Source organism: Bradyrhizobium sp. AUGA SZCCT0283 (assembly GCF_018130385.1).
Classification (GTDB): domain Bacteria; phylum Pseudomonadota; class Alphaproteobacteria; order Rhizobiales; family Xanthobacteraceae; genus Bradyrhizobium.
This window is the reverse complement of sequence record NZ_JAFCLU010000011.1, coordinates 129983-149441: the sequence shown is the minus strand read 5'-3', so window position 1 is coordinate 149441 and position 19459 is coordinate 129983. Positions and strand designations below refer to the sequence as shown.

Genomic DNA, 19459 nt, shown 5'->3' with positions numbered 1-19459 from the left:
CGCAACCGGATCACGATCACGTCGCGGCGCGATTGAGGCCGTGATCCGGGCCACGCGCCCTGATATGCTGCATGCCATCACGTCAGGGGATTTTCATGGTCAGATCGGTCCATCGTCGCGCATGACCAACGGCAATCCCAGTGTGACCGGTCGGGTGCTTTACGTGACCGGCCTGACCAAGAGCTACCGCACAGCCGGCGAACAGGTCGCGGTATTGCGCGGGGTGAACCTGTCGGTCGCCGCGGGCGAGAGCGTCGCGCTGACGGGCGAATCCGGCAGCGGCAAGAGCACGCTCCTGCACCTGATCGCAGGCCTCGATGCCGCCGATGGCGGCGAGATCAGGCTGGCCGATGCACAGGTCTGCGACCTCAACGATGCCGGGCGCGCGGAGTTGCGCCGCGACCGGCTCGGCCTGGTGTTTCAGCAATTCAATTTGATTCCGAGTCTCACGGTGGAAGACAACCTGGTTTTCCAGTCACGGATTGCCGGCCGTCACGACGCGGCCTGGCACCGCGAACTGGTGGAGCGGCTCGGGCTCGGCAATTTCCTCAAACGCTATCCCGAGCAATTGTCCGGCGGCCAGCAACAGCGCGTCGCGATCGGCCGGGCACTGGCCGTAAAGCCGCTGCTGCTGCTGGCCGACGAGCCGACCGGCAATCTCGACGAGGACACCGCGGACGAGGTGCTGGCGCTGGCGCGCGATCTGGTGACGCGCAGCGGCTGCGGTTTTCTGATGGTGACGCACAGCGAAAGGCTCGCCGCTACGCTCGACAGGCGGGTGAACCTTCATGCCGGGGTGATCGCGTGAAGCGCGCGCTGTGGACGCTGGCCGTATTGCTGAGCCATTGGCGGCGGCACCCGATGCAGCTTGCGACCCTGCTGATCGGATTGATCTCGGCGACCGCGCTATGGAGCGGCGTTCAGGCACTCAATCAGCAGGCGCGCACCTCCTACGATCGCGCCGCCGCCACCTTTGGCGGGACGCGCACCGCCATGCTGGCCGCCCGTAGCGGCGCAAGCTTTCCGCAAAAGCTCTTCGTCGATTTGCGCCGCGCCGGCTGGCCGGTCTCGCCGGCGCTCGAAGGCCGGATCCAGATCGAGGGACGGTCGTTCCGGCTATTGGGCATCGAACCGGTGACGCTGCCCGCGGAAGTCGGCAACGCGCCTGCGATCGGCAAGGCCGATCTGCAATCCTTCATGACGCCGCCGGGTGCGATGCTGGTGGCGCCCGAAACGCTTTCCGATCTCAAACTCGCGGAGGGCGCCCGCCCCCAGGCCAATGGCGGCACATGGCTGCCGCCGCTTCGCGTGCAACCGAACCTGGTGCCCGGCGTATTGGTCGTCGACATCGGCATCGCGCAAAATCTGCTGAAGATGCCGGATCAGCTCTCGCGTCTTTTGATCGGCAAGGCGGCGGGAAGGCGCGCGCCGCTTGAAAGCATCGCCGGCGACACGTTTCGCCTGATCGAACCCGATCCAGAGACCGACCTCGAACGCCTCACCGACAGTTTTCACCTGAACCTGACCGCGTTCGGCTTTCTGTCATTCTTTGTCGGACTCTTTATCGTCAATTCGGCGATCGGGCTTGCCTTCGAACAGCGGCTGCCGGTGCTGCGCACCTTGCGCGCCTGCGGCGTGTCGGCGCGGATGCTCAACGCCGTGCTGGTGCTTGAGCTGGTGTCGCTGGCGCTGATCGCGGGGCTGATTGGCCTCGTATGCGGTTACTTCATCGCCGGCGCGTTACTGCCCGACGTCGCAGCCTCCCTGCGCGGGCTCTATGGCGCGCAGATTCCGGGACACCTGACGCTCAAGCCGCAATGGTGGATCGCGGGTATCGCCATCAGCATAACAGGCGCGCTCGCTGCGGCAGCCGCCAGTCTGACCAAGGCGTTGCGGCTGCCGCTGCTCGCCACCGCCCAGCCTTTCGCCTGGCAACAGGCGCAGCGGCGTTGGCTGACCTACCAGAGCACGCTGGCGCTCGCAGCGTTCGCCGCCGCGGCATGCCTGCTCTGGTTCGGCGATTCCCTGATTTCGGGTTTTGCCGTGCTCGCGGCGCTGATGCTCGGCGCGGCGCTGATCCTGCCGATGTTTCTGGAACTCATGCTGTCGCTTGGCCAGCGCTATGCGCGGGCCCCGGTCAGCATCTGGTTCTGGGCCGACAGCCGTCAGCAACTATCCGGGCTGTCGCTCGCCCTGATGGCGCTGCTGCTCGCACTGTCAGTCAATGTCGGCGTCTCCACCATGGTCGAGAGTTTCAGCCGCACCTTTCTGGTCTGGCTCGACGGGCGGCTGGCGGCGGATGTCTATGTCAACGCCGCCAACGACGCACAGGCGGTCGAGATCAAGGCGTGGCTGCGCGAGCGTCCCGAGGTCGAGGCGATCCTGCCCGGCGGCCGCGCCGATACGCAATTGGCGGACGCGCCGGTCGAGGTGCTGGGACTGCCCGATCACGCCACCTATCGCGACAATTGGCCGCTGCTGCAGTCGGCCGACAATCCCTGGATCAAGCTGCGCCCCGGCAACGCGGCCCTCGTCAGCGAACAACTGGCGCGGCGCCTGCACCTTTCCGTCGGCGACCGCATCGAGGTGCCCGCGTCAGGCGGAAACTGGACGCTCGACGTGGTCGGCATCTACGCCGATTACGGCAACCCCAAGGGCCAGATCGCGGTGAACTTCGCCGCGCTGACGCGGCGCTTTCCGGAAATCCCGCTGACGCGCATGGGATTGCGGGTCGCGCCCCCGAAAATTCCGGCGCTGATCTCGGCGCTGCAGGAAAAATTCGCCCTCGACGACCGCAATGTCGCCGACCAGGCGACGATGAAGGCGGAATCGACGCGGATCTTCAACCGCACCTTTGCGGTGACCGCCGCGCTGAACGCCTTCACGCTCGGCGTCGCCGGCGTCGCGCTGTTGACGAGTCTCTTGACGCTTGCCAATTCCCGGCTGCCGCAACTGGCGCCGCTATGGGCGATCGGCATCACGCGGCGGCGGCTCGCGGCGATCGAGCTTCTGAAGACGATGTCGGTGGCGCTGATCACTACCATCTTCGCGCTTCCGCTCGGCCTGCTGGTCGCGTGGTGTCTGCTCGCGGTCGTCAACGTCAAGGCGTTCGGCTGGCGGCTGCCGTTTCACGTCTTTCCGCTGCAATTGCTGTGGCTCACAGGCGTCGCGATGGCGGCCGCCCTCGCCGCTGCGGCGCTTCCCGTCATCCGCCTGGCGCGCATGCAGCCGGCGAGCCTGATCAGGATTTTCGCCAATGAAAGGTAGCGCCCCGATCACCCGCCGCGGCTTCATCGGCGGCACGCTCCTCGCAGGACTGGGCGGCAAGGCGCTCGCGCAGGGCTTCGCCGGGCTGGGTGAAAGCGCGGATGGATTTGCGCCGGTCGTGCCCGGCAGGACATTCGCATTTCCCGCCGACCACGGGCCACATCCGGAATTTCGCATCGAGTGGTGGTATGTGACGGCCAATCTCGCCGATGCGCGTGGAGCGGCCTACGGCGCCCAATGGACGCTGTTTCGCCAGGCGATCGCGGCGGGCGGCCCGCCGGCGGGCTGGGCCAACCAGCAAATCTGGATGGGCCATGCCGCTGTCACCCGCGCCGATACCCATCGCTTCAGCCAGGCGTTCGCGCGCGGCGGGGTCGGCCAGGCCGGCGTCGACGCAAAGCCGTTTCACGCCTGGATCGATGCCTGGGCGATGCGTGGGCTCGATCCGGTGAACGACGACAATATCGCACCGTGTGAGTTGAAAGCATCGGGCGCCGATTTCAGCTACGCGCTGCGCCTCGATGCGGATCGGCCGCTGGTGCTGCAGGGCGATGGCGGCTACAGCCGCAAATCACTGCGCGAACAGGCCTCCTATTATTACAGCCAGCCGCATTATACGGCGACGGGCATCCTTACCATCGACGACAAGCCAGTCGAAGTGACCGGACAGGCCTGGCTCGATCGCGAGTGGAGCAGCCAGCCGCTGGCCTCCGATCAAAGCGGATGGGACTGGCTTTCGCTGCATTTCAATTCCGGCGACAAACTAATGCTGTACCGGATGCGCCAGACCGACGGCCAGCATTACCGCTCCGGCAAATGGATCGCGCCCGACGGCACGGCCGAGATGCTCGGCTCCGAAGACATCGTCATGACCCCGCTGATCGTCACCGAGATCGAGGGACGAAAGATTCCGACGGCATGGCGCATCGCGATTGCGAAAACGGCGCTTGCGATCGAATGCAGGCCGCTCAATCCGAGAAGCTGGATGGGCACGAGCTTTCCCTATTGGGAAGGCCCGATCCGCTTTGCCGGCAGCCACACCGGGGTGGGCTATCTGGAGATGACGGGCTATTAGAGCGGCCCAGACACAAAATATCGAAAACAACCCCATGCAAAGTAGGATGGGCCCCGGTTCGTCGTCCCTGCGACGCATTGCAGAAACAGGGACGACCGGACTCGTAGGGTGGGCAGAGGAGCGAAGCGACACCATCCATCAGCGAACGAACTGCGAGACGGTGGGCACGCTTCGCTTTGCCCACCCTACGGCATCTACGCCCGTCGTCCCCTGCGTTCGCAGGGACGACGTAGAGACCTACTTTACCAGCGGGCAGCCGGAATCCTTCGCCGCCGGAAACGCCTTGTCGCCGGGCACCACGGCAAGCTGCTTGTAGTAATCCCACGGCTTCTTCGATTCAGACGGCTTCTTGACCTCGAACAGATAGAGGTCGTGCACCATGCGGCCGTTCTCGAGCACCTTGCCGCCTTGCGCGAAGTCGTCGTCCACCGGAAGCTCCTTCAGCTTCTTCGCCACCGCGTCGGTGTCCTTGGTGCCGGCCGCCTTGACCGCCTTCAGATATTGCAAGGTCGCCGAATAGGTCCCGGCCTGGATCATGTTCGGCATGCGGCCGGTGCGCTTGAAGAAGCGTTCGGCGAGGTTGCGGCTCCTGGGGTCGCGATCCCAGTAATAGCCCTCCGTCAGCACCAGGCCCTGCGCGGCCTCAAGCCCGAGGCCGTGGACTTCGGCAAGCGTCAGCAGCAGGCCGGCAAGCTTCTGACCGCTCTTGACGATGCCGAATTCCGCCGCCTGCTTGATCGAGTTCGTGGTGTCGAGACCGGCATTGGCGAGACCGATGATCTTGGCCTTCGAACTCTGCGCCTGCAGCAGGAACGACGAGAAGTCCGCCGTGTTCAGGGGAATGCGGACCGCGCCGAGCACCTTGCCGCCCTTGGCCCTGACGAAATCGCCGGTGTCCTTTTCCAGCGCATGGCCGAACGCGTAGTCCGCGGTCATGAAGAACCAGCTGTCGCCGCCGGATTCCACCAGCGCGCCGCCGGTACCGTAGGCCAGCGCATGGGTATCGTAGGCCCAGTGAAACCCGTAGGGCTGGCAGGAATCGCCGGTGAGACGCGAGGTCGCCGCGCCCACGACGATGTCGATCTTCTTCTTTTCCTTCGAAAGCTCGTGGATCGCGAGCGCGACCGAAGAGGTCGTCAGCTCCGTGATCATGTCGACGCCTTCGACCTCATACCAGCGCCGCGCGATGGCGGTGCCGAGATCCGGCTTGTTCTGGTGGTCTGCAGAGACGACTTCGATCTTGTGGCCCAGCACCTCGCCGCCGAAATCCTCGACCGCCATCTTGGCGGCCTCGAACGACCATTTGCCGCCGTAATCGGCATAGACGCCGGACTGATCGTTCAGAATACCGATCTTGACGCCCTGCGCCGATGCCGGCGCGGCGAGCAAAAGACCACCCACCGCAACGGCGGCCAACAATCCCGACTTCATTTTTTTCTCCCGGAATTTTTTGTCAGAGGAACCTGGCAACACTATTCAATAACCCCGTACCTGCCCATCCATTTCGGATCAGTCAAAAGTATGGGAACTCTTGAAGGCGAGGCGTACGCCGCCGCCTCATCCGTCATTTCCCGGTGCGCAATTGCGCACCTGAGGGCGCGCGAAGCGCGAACTTTGATGTGCAATTGCACATCAAAGAATCCATCTTCTCTACAGGTTATGCGGCCCGATGGATTCCGGGCCTGCGCCTTACGGCGCATCCCAGAATGACCGGATGAATGAAGCCTGCGCACTCACGCCGTCGCTGATTTCTTGCCTTGCTTCCCGTCCGCCAGATTCCGCACAATCACATAGAAGATCGGCGTGAAGATCAGGCCGAACAGCGTCACCCCGAGCATGCCGAAGAACACGGCTACGCCCACCGCCTGCCGCATCTCCGACCCCGAGCCCGAGGAAATCACCAGCGGCAGCACGCCGAGGATGAAGGCAAACGACGTCATCAGGATTGGGCGCAAGCGCAGCCGGCAGGCTTCGATCACGGCCTCCAGCCGCGGCTTTCCTTCGAGTTCGATATCGCGCGCGAATTCAACGATCAGAATGGCGTTCTTGGCCGCAAGCCCCACCAGCACCACGAAGCCGATCTGGGTCAGGATGTTGACGTCCTGCCCCATGATCCGCACGCCGATGGTGGCGGCGAGCAGGCACATCGGCACGATCAGGATGACCGCGAATGGCAGGCTCCATGAGCCATATTGCGCGGCCAGCACCAGAAACACGAACAGCACGCAGATCGGAAACACGTAGAGGCCGGTGTTGCCGCCGGTAACCTGCTGATACGACAGATCCGTCCATTCGAACGAAAAACCGCTCGGCAGCGTATCCTCGGCCAGCTTCTTCATGGTGTTGATGGCGGTCGCCGAACTGGTGCCCGGCAGCGTGTCGCCCTGCAACTCGGATGCGGGGTAGAGATTGTAGCGCGCGACGCGGTCGGGCCCTGCGATGTCGCGGAAACTCACCACACTGCCGAGCATCACCATGTCGCCGGCGGCATTGCGGGTGCGCAGGCGCGCCAGATCGGAGGTCTCCTTCCGGAACGGCAGATCGGCCTGCGCCGTGACATGGTAGGTGCGGCCGAACAGGTTGAAGTCGTTGACATAGGACGAGCCGAAATAGGTCTGGATCGTGTCGGTAATGTTCGCAATCGGCACGCCGAGCTTCTGCGCCTTGACGCGATCGATGTCGACGAACAGTTGCGGCGTGTTGGCGGCAAACGGCGAGAACACCTGGGTCAGACCCGGCGCCTTGCGCGCCGCGCCGACCAGTTCGTCGGTCGCCGCCGCCAGCATTTCCGAGCCGCGGCCCTGACGATCCTGGATCCGCATGGTGAAGCCGCCGCCGGTGCCGATGCCGGGCACCGCGGGCGGCGGGATGACGATGATGAAGGCGCCCTTGATGCTTGCCAGCCGCATGCGCAGATTGTTGGCGATCGCGCCTGCGGAAAGCCCCTTCTTGTGACGTTCCTCCGGATCCTCGAACACCGGGAACAGCGCCGCGGCATTGCTTGCCTGCGTCCTCGTCGCGCCCGAGAAGCCGGCAAACGCCGCCACGCGAATGATGCCTGGGGTATCCAGCGCAATTCGCTCGATCTCACGCACGATCTCGGTGGTGCGCGCCAGCGACGCCGCGCCCGGCAATTGCACCGAGACGATGACGTAGCCTCTATCCTGCGCCGGAATGAAACCTTGCGGCGTGGTCATCAACAGCCACCCGGCGCTGCCGATCAGCGCCGCATAGAGCACCAGCATCAGAACCGAATGCCGGATCACGAAATCGGCGGCGCTGGCATAGCCGTGTGCCAGCCGATCGAAGCCGCGATTGAAGACGCCGGTAAACGCGTCCCAGCCGCGCGCGATGACATTCCAGCTCGCCGGCGGCCGCTTGTCCTCATGCGGCTGCAGGATCAGCGAGGCCAGCGCCGGTGAAAGTGTCAGCGAACAGAAGCAGGAGATTGCGGTCGCGACCGCAATGGTGACGGCAAACTGCTGGAAGAACTGCCCGGAAATGCCGCCCAGAAACGCCGTCGGCACGAACACCGCGCACAGCACCAGCGCAATCGACACCAGCGCACTGCCAACCTCTTCCATGGTGCGGAGCGCCGCATCGCGGCGGCTCATGCCGTGCTCGAGATGGCGCTCGACATTCTCGACCACCACGATCGCGTCGTCGACCACGATGCCAACCGCGAGCACCAGACCGAACAACGTGAGATTGTTGATCGAGAATCCCAGCGCCGCCATCACCGCAAAAGTGCCGACCAGCGATACCGGAATCGCGATGATCGGGATGATGGCGGGCCGCCAGCCCTGCAAAAACACCAGCACCACGATCACGACCAGCGCCATCGCCTCGTAGATCGTCTTGATCAGCTCGCTGACGGACTGCGCGATGAATTCGGTCGGGTTGTAGCCGATATTGTAGTCAAGCCCTTTCGGGAAGCTCGCCTTCAGCCGCTCCATGGTGTTCGAAATGTTCTTGGCGGTCGCCAGCGCGTTCGAGCCCGGCCGCTGGGTCACCAGCATGGCGACGGCGGATTTGCGCAGCAGGAAGCTGTTGGTGGTATAGGCCAGCGCGCCGAGTTCGATCCGCGCGACGTCGCGCAGTTTTACCGTGCGCCCATCGGCGCCGGCCTTGACCACGATCTCCTCGAACTGTTTCGGGTCCTTGAGCCGGCCGGTGAAAGTGAGATTCGGCGAGAAGGCGCGGTCGGCAATCGGCGGTTCCGCGATCTGGCCGCCCGCGATCTGCACGTTTTGCGAGCGGATCGCCGCCAACACCTCGCTCGCGGTCAGGCCCAGCGTGGCGATCTTGTCGGGATCGAGCCACAGCCGCATCGAGTAGTCGCGCGCGCCGAAAATCTGGATGTCGCCGACGCCGTCGAGCCGGAGCAACTGGTCGCGGACCTGCAGCAGCGCATAGTTGGAAATGTAGAGCTGGTCGAATGTATCGTCCGGCGACAGCATGAACGCGACCATCAGGATGTCGGGGCTGTTCTTGCGGGTGACGACGCCGTTGCGCTGCACCTCTTCGGGCAGCCGCGGCTGCGCGATCGCGACGCGGTTCTGGACCAGTACCTGGGCCTTGTCGAGATCGGTGCCAAGCTTGAACGTCACCGTGATCGTCAACTGCCCGTTCGAGGTCGCCTGGCTGTAGAGATACAGCATGTCCTCGACGCCGTTGATTTCCTGCTCGATCGGAGCGGCGACGGTATCGGAGACGGTTTGCGCCGACGCGCCCGGATATTGCGTGGTGACCACCACCGTCGGCGGCACCACCTGCGGATATTCCGAGACCGGCAGCGTGGTGTAGGCGATCGCGCCGACAATCAGCAGCACGATCGACAGCACCATCGCCAGGATGGGCTGGTTGATGGAGAGCCGGCCGAGATTCATGTCTTGCCACCGGCCGGCTTGACCTCGGCCGTCTGCGGGGTGACTTTCGCACCCACGCGCGCTCGCTGCAGGCCGTCAACGATCACCCGGTCTTCAGGCTTCAGCCCCTCGCGGATCACACGCAGGCCCTCGTCGAGCGGCCCAAGCGTTACCGGCTTCGCCTCGACCGTATTGTCGTCCTTGACGACGAAAACGATCTTGCGCGACTGGTCGGTTGCGACAGCCGTATCCGGCAGCAGCAGGGCTTCATAGGGTGCACTGCCGATGATGCGGACGCGGCCGAACTGCCCCGGCAGGATCGAGAGATCCTTGTTCGGGATCACCGCGCGGCTGCGCAGCGTCCCGGTCGAGACATCCAGGCGGTTGTCGAGGAAATCCATCTTGCCCTCATGCGAGGGCCTGGTTTCGCCGGTCAGCGTCACCTCGACCGGGTTCGGCGTATCGCGCGAGCTTGGCCGCTTGCCTTCGGACCACAGCCGGCTATTTCGCAGGTACGTCGCCTCGTCCACGTCGAAATAGATGTAGATCGGATCGAGCGAGACGATCGAGGTAAGCAGCGTCGCGCCGCCCTCGCTGCCCTGCACGAGGTTGCCGGGCGTGACCAGATGGCGGCTCACCCGGCCCGTGATCGGCGCCATCACATGCGTGAACTCGATATTGAGCTTGGCGGCCTTGAGCGCGCCTTCGGCCTGCATTTCCGCGGCGTGCGCCGCCTGCAAGGTCTGGCGGCGCTGGTCGACGATGGAATCGGATACCGCCTGGGTCTGGTTCAGCGTCAGGGCGCGGTCGAGTTCGCGCTTGGCGAGTTCAGCTTTCGCGCGTGCGTCCGACAACTGGCCATCGGCCTGCTCGGCGACCGCCTCGAACGGACGGGCGTCAATCACGTAAAGCAGATCGCCGGCGCGCACGATGGCGCCGTCGCGGAATTCGACTGATGTCACGAAACCGCCGACGCGGGCGCGAACCTGTACCTCCTGCACTGCCTCGAACCGTCCGGTGAACTCGTCCCAGTCGGTAACGGTACGCTTCACCGGCTGCGCGACCGTAACGGGCGGCGCCGCCGCTGCCGGCTGTTGCGGCGGCTTGTCGCCGCAAGCCGACAGCGCCAGCGCCAGCAGCGAGGCCAACCATTTGAGGCCATGAGGTGAGCGAACGTCGACCTCTGCCGGCAAAGCCCGACGTTTCAATTGCTCAGTTGCAGTCAAACCCCATCTCCCTCTCGACATCCCTGATGGATGAAAGCCGCCGTGGAACCATGGCGGAGGCCACAGATGTGATCGGTTTCCAGTCTCGTCAAGAAGTCGCAGGGATCAAGCACAATCGTTATGCATTCGCATAGGCAACGCCCTGCACCACCACGCAGGCCACCCATCTTCCGCACTGCGACGACCGCGGAACGCGTTGCAACGAACGGTCAGCTAATCGCCGGCCGATGACGAAAACGTGACTGCATGAAAGCGCCGCGGCGCAGTCGTAGGATGGGGTGGAGCGCAGCGATACCCATCAACACCGGTGCGCATGGCGATGGGTATCGCTGCGCTCCGCCCATCCTACGGGCGACAGCATCACCTTCGGACATGACGCCGGGAATTTCCTCCGCTAACCTTGGCGCCAAGGCTCGCAACAAGGGCCAACATGTCCGGGGAGGACAGCCGTGCATCAAGGGCGTGTCGTATTCGGCGCGATGGAAGAGGTTGTGTTCGGGCGGCCGGCGTCCGAGGCGATTGTCGAACAATTGAACCGGCTGGGCGCGAAGCGCGCCTTTCTGATGGTCAGCGGCACGCTGAACCGCGAAACCGAAGAGATCGAGAACATCCGCCGCGTGCTCGGGGCGCGCTGCGCCGGCACGTTCGACGCGATGCCGCCGCATACGCCGCGCGCGGCGGTCATTGCCGCGGCAAACCAGGCCCGCACCGCCGACGCCGACATCATTGTTACCGTCGGCGGCGGTTCGATCACCGATGGCGCCAAGGCGGTGCAGCTTTGCCTCGCCAACGATATCCGCTATCCCGATAACATCGACAGGATCAGGGCCGGTCGCGGCGCTTCGCCACAGCTCGCCGCTCCGAAGGTGCGCCAGATCAGCGTGCCGACGATGATTGCCGGCGGCGAGTTCTCCGCCACGGCCGGAGTCACCAACGAGAAGACCAAGGTCAAGGAAGCGTTGCGCCATCCGCTGCTGATGCCGCGCGCGGTGATCCTCGATCCCTGGCTCAGCCTGCACACGCCGGAATGGCTGTGGCTCTCGACCGGCATCCGCGCCGTCGATCATTGTGTCGAGGGCATCTGCTCGCGCGAGGCGCACCCTTACGGCGACGCCCAGGCGCTGAAGGGTCTGTCGATGCTGGCGCAGGCACTGCCGCGGGTGAAGGCCGATGCCGAAAACCTCGACGCGCGGATGGATTGCCAGATCGGGACCTGGCTTTCGACCGGGCCGCTGGCTTCCGGCGTGCCGATGGGCGCCAGCCACGGCATCGGCTACGTGCTCGGCGCCGAGTTCGGCGTGCCGCACGGCTACACCTCCTGCGTGATGCTGCCGTCGGTGATGCGCTGGAACAAATCAGCCAACGCCGAGCGGCAGGCGCAGATCGCAGCCGCCATGGGACATCCGAACGAGGACGCCGGCGACGTGCTCGACGAATTCATTCGAGGCCTCGGCATGCCGCGCAGCCTGCGCGACGTCAAAGTGGGACCGGAGCATTTCGACCGCATCGCGCTGGCAGCAATGGCAACGCCGTGGGTGCCGCGCAACCCGCGCAAGATCGAGGGACCGGCGCAGGTGCGCGAGATTCTGGATATGGCCGCGTAAGGAGATCAAAGCCAACATGTACACCGGGAAGCATGCTCATCTTCGTCCGCTTCAACCCGCCTTCATCATGGCATCCACCGGCGAGACGGTGACCTATCGCGAGCTCGAAGCGCGTTCCAACCGGCTGGCGCATCTGTTTCGCAACCATGGCCTCAAGCGGCTCGACCACTATTCGATCTTCATGGAGAACAACGGCCGCTACTTCGAAGCCTGTGCCGCGGGCGAACGGAGTGGATTGTACTATACCTGCGTGAATTCCTACCTGACGGCGGGTGAACTCGCCTACATCCTCACCAACAGCCAGTCGCGCATCCTCATCACGTCAAAAGCCAAGCTTGACGTCGCGCGCGAGGCGCTGAAGGAATGCCCCAAGGTCGAACTTTGCATTGTCGCCGATGGCGAAGGCGAAAGCGATCGCATCGTCGGACTGCAGGCTGCAACCACGGATATGCCGAATACGCCGATTGCCGATGAATTCATCGGCACGGCGATGCTCTATTCGTCCGGAACCACCGGCCGCCCCAAGGGAATCCTGCGCCCGCTGCCGGAGCAGCCGCCGACCCAGCGACTGCCGCTGTTCGATTTCCTGGAAAAGCTCTGGCAGTATCGCGAGGGCATGATCTATCTGTCGCCGGCGCCGCTCTACCACTCGGCGCCGCAGGCGGCCGTCAACCTCACCATCGGCATCGGCGGCACCGTCGTGATCATGGAGCATTTCGATCCCGAGCAATATCTGCAGCTCGTCGAAAAATGGGGCATCACGCATACCCAGCTGGTGCCGACGATGTTCTCGCGGATGCTGAAATTGCCGGAGGATGTGCGCAAGCGCTACGACCTCTCCTCACTTGAGATCGCGATCCATGCCGCCGCGCCCTGCCCGGCGCTGGTCAAGGACGACATGATCAAGTGGTGGGGACCGATCATCCACGAATATTACGGCGCCACCGAAGGCCTCGGCTTCACCGCCTGCAATTCGGAGCAATGGCTGGCGCATCGCGGCACCGTCGGCAAGGTGCTGCTCGGCGACCTCCACATCATGGACGAGAACATGAAGCCCTGCCCGAAGGGCACGGCGGGCACGGTGTGGTTCAAGACCGCGAGCCCGTTCGAATATTTCAACGATCCTGCCAAGACCCAGGAGGCCCGCTCGGCCGACGGCACCATGAGCACCGTCGGCGACGTCGGCTATGTCGACGATGACGGCTATCTCTATCTGACCGACCGCGCGACCTTCATGATCATCTCCGGGGGCGTCAACATTTACCCGCAGGAATGCGAGAACCTCTTGATCACCCATCCCAAGATCGCGGATGCGGCGGTGTTCGGCGTGCCCAATCCGGATCTCGGCGAGGAAGTGAAGGCGGTGGTGCAGCCGATGCCCGGCGTTTCGCCCGGACCGGAACTGGCCGACGAGCTGATCGCCTTCTGCAGCCAGTCGCTATCGCGCCAGAAAGTGCCGCGCTCGATCGATTTCGAGGCCGAGCTGCCGCGGCTTCCGACCGGAAAACTCTACAAACGCCTGTTGCGCGATCGCTATTGGGGCAACAAGACCTCGCGGATCGTCTAGCGACATGGGGCCATCTTCAGCCGAAGCAACTTGGGGGGTTGCGATGCAACGACCGCGCTGCAACGAAGCGGCTGGATTCCGGCGATAGGCGGCAAATCATCGCAAGTTCCGGCAGGCGGATTTTCGATTAGTCCGAATTGCCAATCCCCGCATTGCCTTGGCCGGTTGCCCCAACGCTATGCCGTGGTATCGTCGATACCAATCGGCCATTTGAGACCGAAAAAAGTGGAGGGGATCATGCGGAGCGTGCAAGCGCTTGCCGTCGCGGCATTGTTATTGCTGCCGGCTTTTGACGTGGCAACGGCGGGCGAGGCGAAACAGGGCGGCATCCTCAGGGTCTATCACCGCGACAGCCCGGGCAGCGCATCGATCCACGAGGGCGCGACCTATTCGATCAACATTCCCTTCATGCCGGTTTTCAACAACCTCGTCATGTTCAAGCAGGACGTGGCGCAAAACAGCGTGGATTCGATCGTCCCCGATCTTGCAGAGAGCTGGGCCTGGAGCAGCGACAACAAGAAACTGACCTTCAAGCTGCGGCAAGGCGTCAAATGGCACGACGGCAAGCCGTTCACGTCGGCCGACGTCAAATGCACCTTCGACATGCTGATGGGCAAGTCGCAGCAGAAGTTCCGCCAGAACCCGCGAAAGTCCTGGTATGATCAGGTCAGCGAGGTGACCGTCAACGGCGATTTCGAAGCGTCGTTCAACCTGAAACGGCCGCAGCCGGCGCTGATTTCGCTGCTCGCGTCCGGCTACACGCCGGTCTATCCCTGCCACGTCTCGCCGGGCGAGATGCGCACGCACCCGATCGGCACCGGCCCGTTCAAATTCGTCGAGTTCAAGGCCAACGAGTCGATCAAGCTCACCAAGAATCCCGACTACTTCAAGAAGGGCCTGCCGCATCTCGACGGCATCGAATTCACCATTATTACCAACCGCTCGACGGCGATTCTCGGATTTGTCTCCGGGAAATTCGACATGACGTTTCCGACCGAGGTGTCGATCCCGCTGCTGAAGGAGGTCAAGTCGCAGGCACCCAGCGCGGTCTGCGTGGTCGAGCCGATCAACGTTTCGACCAACATCATTGTCAACTCGACCTCTCCGCCGTTCGACAATATCGACATTCGCCGCGCGCTCTCGCTCGCGCTCGATCGCAAGGCGTTCATCTCGATCCTGTACGAAGGCCAGGCGGACATGGGCGGCGTCATGCTTCCGGCGCCGGGGGGCCTGTGGGCGATGCCGAAGGAAATGCTGGAATCGATTCCGGGCTACGGCCCCGACGTCAACGCCAACCGGGAGGAGGCGCGCAAGCTGATGCAGAAGGCGGGTTACGGCCCGGACAAGCGCCTCGCCGTCAAGATCTCGACCCGCAACATTCCGCTTTACCGCGATCCCGCCGTCATCCTGATTGACCAGATCAAGAGCATCTATATCGATGGCGAACTCGACGTCGTTGACACCGCGCAATGGTTCCCGAAAGTCGCCCGCAAGGATTATTCGCTCGGCCTCAACCTCACCGGCAACGCCGTCGACGATCCCGATCAGTCGTTCTACGAGAACTATTCCTGCGGATCGGAGCGGAATTATACCAATTACTGCAACAAGGAGATCGAGAAGCTGTTCGATCAGCAGTCGATGGAAAAGGATGTTGCCAAGCGCAAGAAGCTGGTCTGGGAGATCGACAAGAAGCTTCAGGAAGACGTGGCGCGGCCGACCATCCTCCACAGCCGCGCGGGTTCTTGCTGGCATCCTTATGTCAAGGGTATCACCATCATGGTGAACAGTTCGTACAACGGCTATCGTTACGAAGACGTCTGGATGGACAAGTAAAGTCCAGCCATAGCGTTTTCGAGCGAAGTGGGATCCGGTTCGCGTGAAGAAAACGCGTCAAACCAAGAAAAACTGGAGTTCGGTTCTGATTTGATCAGAATCGAACTCAAGCCGGCCTGCCAGGGAGAATCGCCTAGGTGTTTGCTTATATCGTGCGACGCCTCGCCTTGATGCTCGTGACCCTGATCGGGATCTCGATCATCATCTTCGTGCTGCTGCGCGTCGTCCCCGGCAACATCGTCGACATCCTGTTCGACGCCGCCGGCTTCGTCGACCCCACCGACAAGGCCAATCTGGAAAAGGAACTTGGCCTTAACCTGCCGATCTACCAGCAATATCTGAACTGGATCGGCGGGCTGCTGCATGGCGACCTCGGCTATTCCTACGTCTCGGAGAAGCCGGCGCTGCAGGAGATCCTGCCGCGCATTCCGATCACCGCGCGGCTGGCGGCGCTGGCGCTGCTGTTCTCCGCTTCCATCGGCATTCCCTTAGGGGTGCTGAGCGCGGTCCATCAGGGCTCGCGGCTCGACTATGCCTTGCGTATCGTCAGCCTGAGCGGCCTGTCGCTGCCTTCCTTCTGGCTTGGGCTATTGATCCTGATGGCGTCGGTTTCGCTGTTCGGCAGCATGCCGATCTACAATCCGAATCCGAAGACCTGGACCGAGGCTTTTGCGATCTACGCCGTTCCGGCGATGGCGGTCGGCTTTCGCAGCGCCGCGCTGACCATGCGCATCACGCGTTCCTCGATGCTGGAAATCCTGCGGCAGGACTACATCCGCACCGCGCGCGCCAAGGGCGCATCCGAGGCGTCGGTCAATTATCGCCACGCGCTGAAGAACGCCATTCTCCCGGTCATTACGGTGATCGGCATCGAGGCGGCCTTCCTGATCGGCGGGCTGATCGTCACTGAAACCGTGTTCAATATTCCCGGCATCGCCCGCTTCCTGGTGGAGGCGCTGCGCTGGCGCGATTATCCGATCGTCCAAAATCTCGTGATGCTGATCGCCGTGGTCGTGGTGGTCGCAAACTTCACCGTCGACATGCTTTACGCCGCGATCGACCCGCGCATCCGGTACGGGGACTAGCAGCTTGGCCACGATCAACTTCGATAGCGAGTTAAGACGGGCCGGCGCCCATTCGACGCATGGCTGGCGCCGTCTGCTGTTTCTGGCGCAACGCTATCTGCTCGGCACGATCGGCCTTGTCATCATGGTGATGTTCGTCTGGATGGCGATCTCGGCCGACCTGATTTGCCGCTACGATCCGCTCAGCGTCGATTCCGCGCAACGACTGGCCGCACCCAGCATCCGGCACTGGATGGGAACCGATTCATTCGGCCGCGACGTCTGGAGCCGGATCGTCCACGGCGCACGGATCTCACTGGCCGTCGGCATCGGCGCCACCGTGCTGGGATCGTCGATCGGCGTCATGGTCGGCCTCGCATCGGGCTATCTGTCAGGCTGGGTCGATCTGCTGTTCCAGCGCATCACCGACATTCTGCAGGCCCTGCCCTTGCTGGTGCTGGCGCTGGTGATGACGGCGGCGCTCGGACCGTCACTGCCCAACGTGATCATCGCCATTGCGATCCCGCTGATTCCGACGGTCGCCCGCGTGATCCGCGCCAACACGCTGGCGCTGCGCGAACTGCCGTTCGTCGAAGCCGCCAAATCGATCGGCATGAGCGAGACCCGCATCGCGCTCCGTCACGTGCTGCCCAACACGCTGGCGCCCCTGATCGTGCTGGCGACCGCGCAGCTCGGCTCGACCATTCTCACCGAGGCCTCGCTGTCGTTTCTCGGCCTCGGCATTCCCGAGCCTTATCCGTCCTGGGGGCGCATGCTGTCGGAATCGGCGGCGGAATATGTCCGCACCGCGCCGTGGCTGGTGATCTTCCCCGGCGTCGCCATCAGCCTTGCGGTGTTCGGAACCAATCTGTTCGGCGATGCCTTGCGCGACATCCTCGACCCGAGGCAGCGCGGCTGATGACCGAGGCGCAGAAGGACGACACGGTTCTCGATGTGAAGAACCTTCAGACGGTGTTCTTCACCAATTCGGGACTGTTCCGCGCGGTCGACGACGTCTCGTTCAGCGTCCGCCGCGGCGAGACGCTGGCGATCGTCGGCGAATCCGGTTGCGGCAAGAGCGTGACCGCGCTGTCGGTGATGCGGCTGGTGCCCGACCCGCCGGGCCGGGTGGTCGGCGGCTCGGTGACGCTGGAAGGGACCGATCTACTCGGCCTTGACGAGGCCGAGATGCGCAAGATCCGCGGCAACCGGATCTCGATGATTTTTCAGGAACCGATGACCTCGCTCAATCCCGTGATGCGGATCGGCGACCAGATCACCGAAGTGCTCCGCCTGCACCGGGAAATGACGTCCAAGGAGACGTGGGCCAAGGCGGTCGAAATGCTGCGCCTGGTCCGCATCCCCGAGCCGGAACGCCGCGCGCATGAATATCCGCATCAGCTTTCCGGCGGGATGCGGCAGCGCGCGATGATCGCGATGGCCTTAGCGTGCCGGCCCGCGCTGTTGATCGCGGACGAGCCGACTACCGCGCTCGACGTGACGATCCAGGCGCAGATCCTGGCGCTGATCGTCGATCTGCAAAAGACGCTCGGCACCGGCCTGATCCTGATTACGCACGATCTCGGCGTGGTGGCGCAAACGGCGCAGCGCGTCATCGTGATGTATGCCGGCAAGAAGGTCGAGGAAGCGACGGTAGAGGACCTGTTCGCGAATCCGAAGCATCCCTACACACGCGGGCTGATGGCCTCGATGCCGGCGGTGATTTCGTTCGGCGCGAAGACCGATGCGCGGCTGACCGAGATTCCCGGCATGGTGCCGTCGCTGACGAACCTGCCGCCGGGCTGCGCCTTTGCGCCGCGCTGCAGCCTCGCCGTTGATCGCTGCCGCGCAGAATACCCGCCACTGCAGGAAGTCGGCGGTGACCACTTCGCGGCGTGCTGGCGGGCAGCGGAATTGGTGGGCGCGCCATGACAGATCAACATCCCCTGCTCGAAGTCACCGACCTCGTCAAGCATTACGCGGTGCGCGGCGGCGTTCTGCGGCGGCGCGTCGGCACCGTGCATGCGGTGGACGGCGTCAGTTTTTCGGTCGGCAAGGGCGAGACGCTGGGGCTGGTCGGCGAATCCGGCTGCGGCAAATCGACGGTCGCGCGCAGCGTGCTCCGGCTGGTGGAGCCGTCCTCTGGCGCGATCAAGCTCAACGGCATCGATATCACCGGTTTGAGCAAGGCCGAGATGCGACCGCATCGGCGCTCGATGCAGATCGTGTTCCAGGACCCATTTGCTTCGCTCAATCCGCGCATGACCGCGGGCGATATCGTCGGCGAGCCGCTCAGCGTCCACGGCCTCGCAACCGGTCGCGCGCAACAGGAGCGCGTCGCCGAACTGTTTGCGCAGGTCGGTCTCAGAGCCGACCAGATGAAGAATTATCCGCACCAGTTCTCCGGCGGGCAACGGCAACGCATCTGCATCGCGCGGGCGTTGTCACTTGGGCCGAGCCTGATCGTGTGCGACGAGCCGGTCTCGGCGCTCGACGTCTCGATCCAGGCGCAGGTGATCAACCTGTTGATCGACCTGCAACGCAAGAACGGCTTTTCGTATTTGTTCATCGCCCATGACCTTGCCGTCGTCGCCCATATCAGCCACCGCGTCGCGGTGATGTATCTCGGGCGCATCGTCGAGATCGCGGACAAGACCGAATTGTTTGCCAACCCGCGCCATCCCTATACGCAGGCATTGCTGGCCTCGGTCCCGATCGCCGATCCCAAGGCAAAGCGCCTTGCGCCCATGGTCGACGGCGACGTCCCAAGCCCGATCAACCCGCCATCAGGTTGCGCCTTCCACACCCGCTGCCGCTACGCCATGGACCGCTGCAAGGTGGAGCGGCCGGCGCTGGCGGGGGCCGGCGAGCGGCACGAGGTGGCGTGCTGGCTGAATGAGGGCACCGGGCGACCGGAGCAAATCTTGTAGGGTGGGCAAAGCGCAGCGTGCTCTC

The 19459-nt window shown here is 63.7% G+C and carries 13 protein-coding genes; 10 read left to right on the top strand and 3 right to left on the bottom strand.

Going from position 1 to position 19459, the window contains the following annotated elements:
* Nucleotides 1-121: 121 nt before the first annotated feature.
* From JQ624_RS17310 to JQ624_RS17300, 3 genes are read left to right on the top strand one after another with little or no spacing between them, the layout of a single operon-like run.
* Nucleotides 122-808 carry an ABC transporter ATP-binding protein gene (locus JQ624_RS17310; protein WP_212420193.1) on the top strand — a complete coding sequence of 229 codons (687 nt, stop codon included), beginning with the start codon at nucleotides 122-124 and terminating at the stop codon, nucleotides 806-808.
* On the top strand, nucleotides 805-3267 hold the full coding sequence (locus tag JQ624_RS17305; protein ID WP_212420104.1) for an ABC transporter permease: 2463 nt from the start codon (nucleotides 805-807) through the stop codon (nucleotides 3265-3267). The genes JQ624_RS17310 and JQ624_RS17305 overlap by 4 nt, the downstream gene beginning before the upstream one ends.
* Entirely contained in the window at nucleotides 3257-4342 is a 1086-nt protein-coding gene (locus tag JQ624_RS17300; RefSeq protein ID WP_212420103.1) for a lipocalin-like domain-containing protein, read from the top strand. Before JQ624_RS17305 ends, JQ624_RS17300 begins: the two co-directional genes overlap by 11 nt.
* A gap of 237 nt (nucleotides 4343-4579) precedes the next feature.
* Here JQ624_RS17300 and JQ624_RS17295 read toward each other — a convergent pair whose 3' ends face one another.
* The 3 genes from JQ624_RS17295 to JQ624_RS17285 all read right to left on the bottom strand — a co-directional run bounded on the left by JQ624_RS17295 (nucleotide 4580) and on the right by JQ624_RS17285 (nucleotide 10403).
* Complete coding sequence (locus JQ624_RS17295; RefSeq protein WP_212420102.1) at nucleotides 4580-5773, bottom strand: ABC transporter substrate-binding protein; 1194 nt, start codon at nucleotides 5771-5773, stop codon at nucleotides 4580-4582.
* Nucleotides 5774-6075: 302 nt separating this feature from the next.
* Nucleotides 6076-9231: an efflux RND transporter permease subunit gene (locus JQ624_RS17290; protein WP_212420101.1), complete on the bottom strand. Its 3156-nt coding sequence runs from the start codon at nucleotides 9229-9231 to the stop codon at nucleotides 6076-6078.
* Nucleotides 9228-10403 (bottom strand): efflux RND transporter periplasmic adaptor subunit, encoded by a 1176-nt coding sequence (locus tag JQ624_RS17285; protein WP_409334343.1) that lies wholly within the window; start codon nucleotides 10401-10403, stop codon nucleotides 9228-9230. Before JQ624_RS17285 ends, JQ624_RS17290 begins: the two co-directional genes overlap by 4 nt.
* A gap of 482 nt (nucleotides 10404-10885) precedes the next feature.
* On the opposite strand from JQ624_RS17285, the gene JQ624_RS17280 reads away from it, so the two are divergent.
* The 7 genes from JQ624_RS17280 (at nucleotide 10886) to JQ624_RS17250 (ending at nucleotide 19434) form a co-directional block, all read left to right on the top strand.
* Entirely contained in the window at nucleotides 10886-12040 is a 1155-nt protein-coding gene (locus JQ624_RS17280) for an iron-containing alcohol dehydrogenase (RefSeq protein ID WP_212420099.1), read from the top strand.
* A 16-nt stretch (nucleotides 12041-12056) separates the two neighbouring features.
* Nucleotides 12057-13607: an AMP-binding protein gene (locus JQ624_RS17275; protein ID WP_212420098.1), complete on the top strand. Its 1551-nt coding sequence runs from the start codon at nucleotides 12057-12059 to the stop codon at nucleotides 13605-13607.
* 237 nt (nucleotides 13608-13844) lie between these two features.
* On the top strand, nucleotides 13845-15440 hold the full coding sequence (locus tag JQ624_RS17270) for an ABC transporter substrate-binding protein (RefSeq protein WP_212420097.1): 1596 nt from the start codon (nucleotides 13845-13847) through the stop codon (nucleotides 15438-15440).
* A gap of 137 nt (nucleotides 15441-15577) precedes the next feature.
* A complete protein-coding gene (locus tag JQ624_RS17265; protein ID WP_212420096.1) occupies nucleotides 15578-16525 on the top strand; it encodes an ABC transporter permease in 948 nt (315 codons plus the stop codon).
* A gap of 4 nt (nucleotides 16526-16529) precedes the next feature.
* The gene (locus JQ624_RS17260; RefSeq protein WP_212420095.1) at nucleotides 16530-17423 is read left to right on the top strand and encodes an ABC transporter permease; all 894 of its coding nucleotides are present in this window, start codon (nucleotides 16530-16532) and stop codon (nucleotides 17421-17423) included.
* Nucleotides 17423-18436 (top strand): ABC transporter ATP-binding protein, encoded by a 1014-nt coding sequence (locus JQ624_RS17255; protein ID WP_212420094.1) that lies wholly within the window; start codon nucleotides 17423-17425, stop codon nucleotides 18434-18436. The genes JQ624_RS17260 and JQ624_RS17255 overlap by 1 nt, the downstream gene beginning before the upstream one ends.
* Nucleotides 18433-19434 (top strand): ABC transporter ATP-binding protein, encoded by a 1002-nt coding sequence (locus JQ624_RS17250; RefSeq protein ID WP_212420093.1) that lies wholly within the window; start codon nucleotides 18433-18435, stop codon nucleotides 19432-19434. Before JQ624_RS17255 ends, JQ624_RS17250 begins: the two co-directional genes overlap by 4 nt.
* Nucleotides 19435-19459: the final 25 nt, after the last annotated feature.